General features: G+C 36.4%; 4 protein-coding genes and 3 pseudogenes. 3 read left to right on the top strand and 4 right to left on the bottom strand.

Features of this window, described 5'->3' with window-relative positions:
• Nucleotides 1-35: 35 nt before the first annotated feature.
• Together NMG86_RS24775 and rplI are read right to left on the bottom strand one after the other, a co-directional pair.
• Entirely contained in the window at nucleotides 36-158 is a 123-nt protein-coding gene (locus NMG86_RS24775) for a hypothetical protein (RefSeq protein ID WP_274518401.1), read from the bottom strand.
• Nucleotides 159-302: 144 nt separating this feature from the next.
• Nucleotides 303-762: pseudogene (gene rplI, locus NMG86_RS24770) on the bottom strand (50S ribosomal protein L9).
• A 211-nt stretch (nucleotides 763-973) separates the two neighbouring features.
• Here rplI and NMG86_RS24765 point away from each other — a divergent pair.
• Nucleotides 974-1138 carry a hypothetical protein gene (locus tag NMG86_RS24765; protein ID WP_499103729.1) on the top strand — a complete coding sequence of 55 codons (165 nt, stop codon included), beginning with the start codon at nucleotides 974-976 and terminating at the stop codon, nucleotides 1136-1138.
• Nucleotides 1139-1291: 153 nt separating this feature from the next.
• Here NMG86_RS24765 and gloB read toward each other — a convergent pair.
• Nucleotides 1292-2064, bottom strand: a pseudogene (gloB, locus tag NMG86_RS24760) (hydroxyacylglutathione hydrolase).
• Between the two features lie 131 nt (nucleotides 2065-2195).
• Between gloB and NMG86_RS24755 the strand changes: the two are divergent.
• Both NMG86_RS24755 and NMG86_RS24750 read left to right on the top strand, forming a co-directional pair.
• A complete protein-coding gene (locus NMG86_RS24755; RefSeq protein WP_026788132.1) occupies nucleotides 2196-2405 on the top strand; it encodes a hypothetical protein in 210 nt (69 codons plus the stop codon).
• 30 nt (nucleotides 2406-2435) lie between these two features.
• Nucleotides 2436-3640 (top strand): annotated as a pseudogene (locus NMG86_RS24750) (glycosyltransferase).
• On the opposite strand, the gene NMG86_RS24745 reads toward NMG86_RS24750, so the two are convergent.
• Nucleotides 3641-5590 carry an ArnT family glycosyltransferase gene (locus NMG86_RS24745; RefSeq protein WP_026796730.1) on the bottom strand — a complete coding sequence of 650 codons (1950 nt, stop codon included), beginning with the start codon at nucleotides 5588-5590 and terminating at the stop codon, nucleotides 3641-3643.
• Nucleotides 5591-6000: the final 410 nt, after the last annotated feature.

Genomic DNA, 6000 nt, shown 5'->3' with positions numbered 1-6000 from the left:
AGATCTATGCTGACTTCTTCTATCTTTTCTAACACTTATGTTCCCCATCTCATCAACACTTTTTTGATTTCTTCTTGTGTTCTTTTTTCGAGGATGGCAATTAATTCCGACTTCTCTAAATCTATTTCTAAAACTTCTTGTAGGATTCTATCAGCCAATCTTTTTGTATAAGTCCTGATTAATTTTATTAACTATAATTTTAGCATACTAGATACTGAAGAACCTTATTTCAAAGAACAAGAATAAAAATAAGCCCTGAACTCAAGTTCGGGCTTAGGAAAAACCTTTGAAATTGATGAAATTTACAGAGAAACCACTTCAACTTCCACATCAGCCGTCACGTCAGAATGTAACTTAATATTGGCTTTATAGGTTCCTAATTTACTGATACTGGGGAGAGTAATTTCCCGACGATCAACTTCTTGACCCGTTGCTTGTTGAATCAATTCTGCTAATTCTTTTTCGGTAACAGTACCAAAAATTGCGTTTTCTTTCCCCAACTTGTTTGGCAATTTTGAACACACCACCCGCTTCCAGGGCTTTTTTCTGAGCTTCAGCCTGTTGTTTCAGTTCTAGTTGACGTTGACGTTCTTCTTCTCGACGCCGTTCTACCTGTCTGAGAATCCCAGGGGTAGCCCGAACTGCTATACTCTGAGGGATCAAATAGTTACGAGCATAACCCGGGGCGACTTCTACGAGATCCCCATTTTTTCCCAATTTAATCACATCTTTGGTCAGAACCACTTGAGTCCGCTTTGCCATGATCAGTTCCTATATTTTTTTAACCCAAACACTCTATATTAACAAAATTAGGGTGCGATCGCAAGTCCATGATCAACTTACCCCGGTTGAGGATACTCTCCCTGTTCCCTCCCCCTAGCCCCCCGTGCACGGGGGTTTGGGGGGGCTGTTCCGGTGTTCCCTGCTATACAATACAGACTGAGTTGGATCAGGATTCACCCCGGAGGCTGCTATGCAGAGTATTCAGTTCAAAGGACGCATTGGTAAGGATGGAATATTACGAGTACAAATGCCAGCAGAATTTAAAGATAGAGACTTAGAAGCTATTGTGATCTTTCAAGCCGCTAGTGAAAACCTGAAACATGAAAATTGGCAACCTGGGTTTTTTGAGGAGTAATTGGTGGCTGGGTGGGTGAACCATTAGTCCGAGAAAATCAAGGACAATATGAAATTAGGGAGAATTTGTTTTGAGTTTTAGTCACTCACAATACCACAGAATTTAGTCGAGTTCCCAACTTACAAATTGAAGATTGGGAACTTTGATTTAACCTTAAAATTGATCCTTCATTCCCCGTAAACGAGCAAAGGTTTGAACGGGATCATGGCTATTCACCGCCATTTGTAGACTGGGAATATCCCAACGCAAAAAAGGATTAGTGCGTTTTTCTAAACCAATATTTGAAGGAATTGTGGCTTGATTTTGACTGCGGGCTACGGTAACTTCTTGAAACGATCCTGTAAATCTCGATTATCAGCATCAACCGTTAAGGCAAATTTTAAGTTATTAAGAGTATATTCGTGGGCACACCAAACCCTAGTGGTTTCTGGGAGATTTCGGAATTGATTTAAAGATGTCAACATTTGTTGGGGAGTACCTTCAAATAAACGGCCACAGCCCCCGGCAAATAGGGTATCCCCGCAGAATAAATCCCCCGGTTGATCGGGATTTTGGGGCGGAAAATAATAGGCAATATGGGCTTTTTGTATGACCGGGAACAAATAAAACTTGCCCGATTTGATCCCCAAATTGAACTTGATCACCCGGTTTTAAAAATACCATTTGACCGGGGATTCTGCCTCGATCTTCTTCACCTCCATAAACGGTAAGATGGGATATTGTTTAATCAGTTGAGTATTTCCCCCAATATGATCGCTGTGATGGTGAGTGTTAAAATTGCAACTAATTCAGCGTCTAATCTCTGTAAATGTTGTAAAACGGGATCGGCTTCTGCGGGGTCAACAACGGCGGCAATTTTCCGATCAGGATCATGCAGTAAAAAAATATAGTTTATCAGAGAGGACTGGAATTCGTTCAATTTGCATAAAAAGCAATCTCCACCAAATGATTTGATTAGGGTTTAGAATAGTTAAGACTTTGCGGAGCCTAATTCGTTAGTTTAGCAAATTTTATCGCAAAATTAGTCAATAGTTAAATTAGAGAGGTTAAGATTAAAATGTTGTGGACACTTCCCACTCGCTCTAAAATCTCAATTAGTCAAGTGACGGATCGGATTGTCAATTCTGGTCAACTGGGTCATGCTGATTATTTGAGATTAATGTCGGCTATTTTATCTGATAAAGATATTACCGAATCTGAACGTAACCAAATTAATCGAGTATTTGATTATGTTCAGACGGGTCGTGTTAGATTTAATGATATGTAAACAGTAACAATTAATGAGGTCAAACCCAATATGAATTTTCCTGAAGTCAATAATTTAATTCCGGTTCCAACTGGGCCATTACAGATTCCTGCCCAAGCCAATATTTCAACGGAAATTAGTGAGTTTGCGATTAGATTATCCTTGATCATTCCCACTTACAAAGAAAGCGAAAATGTTAGACCCATTGTTCAACAATTAACTCAGTTATTAGACGGAGTAATTCCTCATGAATATGAGTTAATTATTGTTGATGATGATAGCCCGGATTTAACTTGGAAAGTTGCGGCGGAGTTAATCCCAGAATTTCCCCAATTGCGGGTGATGCGACGTCAGGAAGAACGGGGATTATCAACTGCTGTAATTAGGGGTTGGCAAGTGGCTAGAGGGGAAATTTTAGGGGTAATTGATGCGGATTTACAACATCCTCCAGAAAGTTTATTACAACTTTTATCTGAAATAGAACGGGGTGCGGATTTAGCCGTTGGTAGTCGCCATGTTGAAGGCGGTGGTGTTAGTGATTGGAGTGTGATTAGGCGCTTTTTATCGAGGGAGCGCAGGTTTTAGGATTAATTATTTTACCCGGTGTTATTGGTAGAGTTTCTGATCCGATGAGTGGTTATTTTATGGTGAGAAGGGAGGCAATTGCTGGAAGAACTCTTGATCCTATTGGTTATAAAATCCTGATTGAAGTGTTAGGTCGGGGGCAAATTCGTTGGGTGGGAGAAGTGGGTTATGTGTTCCAAGAACGCTTGGAAGGAGAAAGCAAAGTTACTTGGAAACAGTATATTGAATATTTACAACATTTAGTTAAATTACGTTTAGCCAGATGGCCTATAACGCGGTTTTTGCGGTTTGGGGTTGTGGGTTTTAGTGGGGTTTTTGTCGATATGGCAGTATTTTATCTCCTCTATACTGTTAGTGGTTTGGCTTTAACCCGTAGTGCAATTTTATCGGCAGAAGTGGCGATTATTAATAATTTTATCTGGAATGATCTTTGGACATTTGGAGATATTTCTAGTCATCAAAAAGGTACGGGAAAACGGTTTAAACGATTTTTGAAGTTTAACTTAATTTGTTTATCGGGGTTAATTTTAAATGTGTTATTGGTAAATCTCCTGTTTAATTTGTTTGGAATGAATGCCTATTTAGCGAAGGTAATTGCGATCGCTATTGTGACTTTTTGGAATTTCTGGCTAAATTTAAAATTGAGTTGGCGAGTAACGGAAGTTAAGTAGTTACGGTGACTCAGGTTTAAAAATAGCTATAGGTTCTTTTTCCCATTGTTGTTGATAAGTTTGATCTTTAAAAATAATATTTTCGTGAGATTTTTGACCACTCCTTTTAGTTCTCATCTGTATAATCCTACAGGGAACAAAATTACTATGCGGTGAAGTTTCAGCTAACTTTGCTGAGGCATTGTCAACATTAATATGTCGGATTTCTAAATTCTGGGGTTGAGAATTTTGTAACATAACCCATAGGGGATATTCCCACGCATCATTTCCCATTTGTAAACCAATTTTAGGGCAATTTTGCGAATTTAAAAATTTTACAGTTTCCTTAAAAGGTTCTAAAAGTTCAGGACGATTACTAAAATATTGATCCATTCTGTTGACAACAAGAATACTATTGGTGGGGTGAAAGATAGGTCTATACTTATTTAAGAATAACCAAGGTAAAGATGACAAAATAAAAACAACTAAAATTAATTGAACAACAATTTTAGGTTTAATTTGAGATAACATTAATCCGAGAAAAGCCGAGAATAATACAAATAAAGGTAGATGTAAACGACTATGCCAAATTTGCCATTTTACAAGTAAGCAAAAGATTAAAAAACCACTGACTACAACCGTTAAATAACTAACGAGGTAGTAATTTTTTTTCAAGTCTTTCCTGAAGCAAAAAATTAACAAAAATATCAATATCAATAAAGTGTGTAACAAATTAGGAGCATTATTTTCATTTCCCCAAATGCCAAGGGTTGACCAACCTCCAGGTACAGCGAAAACACTAGAGAATGTGGTTTGAGGATCATTAATATTGATTCCTAAAATATCATGAATAACATGAATTAATTTATTAAATCTTCCATTAATAAAGCCGAAAGGAGAGCCTAAATGTAATGCTACATTTCTCAAGACATTCGATATTAATGTACTTAAGTTAATTACACCATTACGGTAATCTCCTGGGGAACCGAGGAAAGAACCAAAGACTTGATAATTACGAAAATAGTGGCTTATATTTAATGATATAGTAATAATAGCTATAATTAAATTGGGTTTCCAAAATTGCCATTTTAATTGTTTTAGGGAATAAAGTCCGAACCAAATTAAGAAAGGTAAAACATAAAAATAGGAAGTTCCCTTAGAAAGAATAGCTAACCCAGTGGTACTCCCTATATAAAAGGCATTCACCCAGTTAATTCTATCTTTTTGTTGGATTGCAGATAGAATAAAGTGCGCCAAACAAACTAACCAAAACGCTAAAACATAATCATTCTGAGTATTAGACGCTTGCAAAATTCCCATGGGAATTGTTGCCACAAAAACAGCAGCAAAAATTTGACCATTGAAATTTGCACCTAGCTGTTGAGCAATGAGTGAAATTCCAATAATACTTCCAACCATGCTAAACCACTGGACGAAATTAGCCAAGTAATCTCCTCCTGTTAAGATTTGAAAATGAAGAATTACATATTCAGACCAGGGATTTTGATAAAGTTGGGGAGTATAACTCGTCGGATAATGTTTAATACTATGATTTTGTATCCAATGAACAACACGACTCAGATGGTAATCCATTGAATCCCAATTATTGGGTGGAGAAAGAATAGCAATTAATCCAATAATCACCACAATAAAGATTACACTCATTAAAACAAATAATAAAAATTTTGAACGCATCTTCAATTGCTCTTTTGTAAACCTTAATAAATCCAGACCAGGTAAAGAATAAGTTTTAACATATAAAAAAATTAATATAAAATTAAGGAATAGCCAGACTCCTAAAACAGAAGCTATAGTAAAATAATTGAACAAACTTAGGAATTCAGTGATGCCAGTAATCAACAAACCCCATACCACAAAGGCAGATAGCAAACTTTGACGCCAAAATTGTCCTTGAGCATAAAAAACTAACCACAGGACAACACAGGGTGTTAAAAGCAAAAAAGAAAGCATATTTTTTTGCTGGTAATAATTCCAAATTAAATTATAAAAAATTAACTCAGGTACTAATTTCAAGCAAATCTAGGGATGGTTTTGAATTCAGCACATGACTAAGATAATGGTAACACAGCTAATTTTCAACCGACAAGGGATCTGAACAAAAATTAACAAAATTTAACTTTATTAGAAGTTAGTCAATGTTAAGGTTAGAAACTGATCAGACAATTTAACAAGGAGAATTCACTAGCTTAACATGATGTCAATCCTATCAAAACTTAAAAATAAATTAGAGCGAATTATTGATGAAAATTTGATTCCCTATATTGTCCAATGGGAAGACTAATGGCAAAGCAAAATCAGGAGATATAAGCATAAAAAACTTAAGGAAAAATTAAAATTTTGTGCCGAAGGGGTGCGGTTTA

Origin of the sequence: Planktothrix rubescens CCAP 1459/22, assembly GCA_904830895.1 — a bacterium.
In the GTDB taxonomy this organism is placed as follows: domain Bacteria; phylum Cyanobacteriota; class Cyanobacteriia; order Cyanobacteriales; family Microcoleaceae; genus Planktothrix; species Planktothrix agardhii.
The sequence above is the reverse complement of the archived record's forward strand: the minus strand, read 5'-3'. Positions and strand labels throughout refer to the sequence as shown.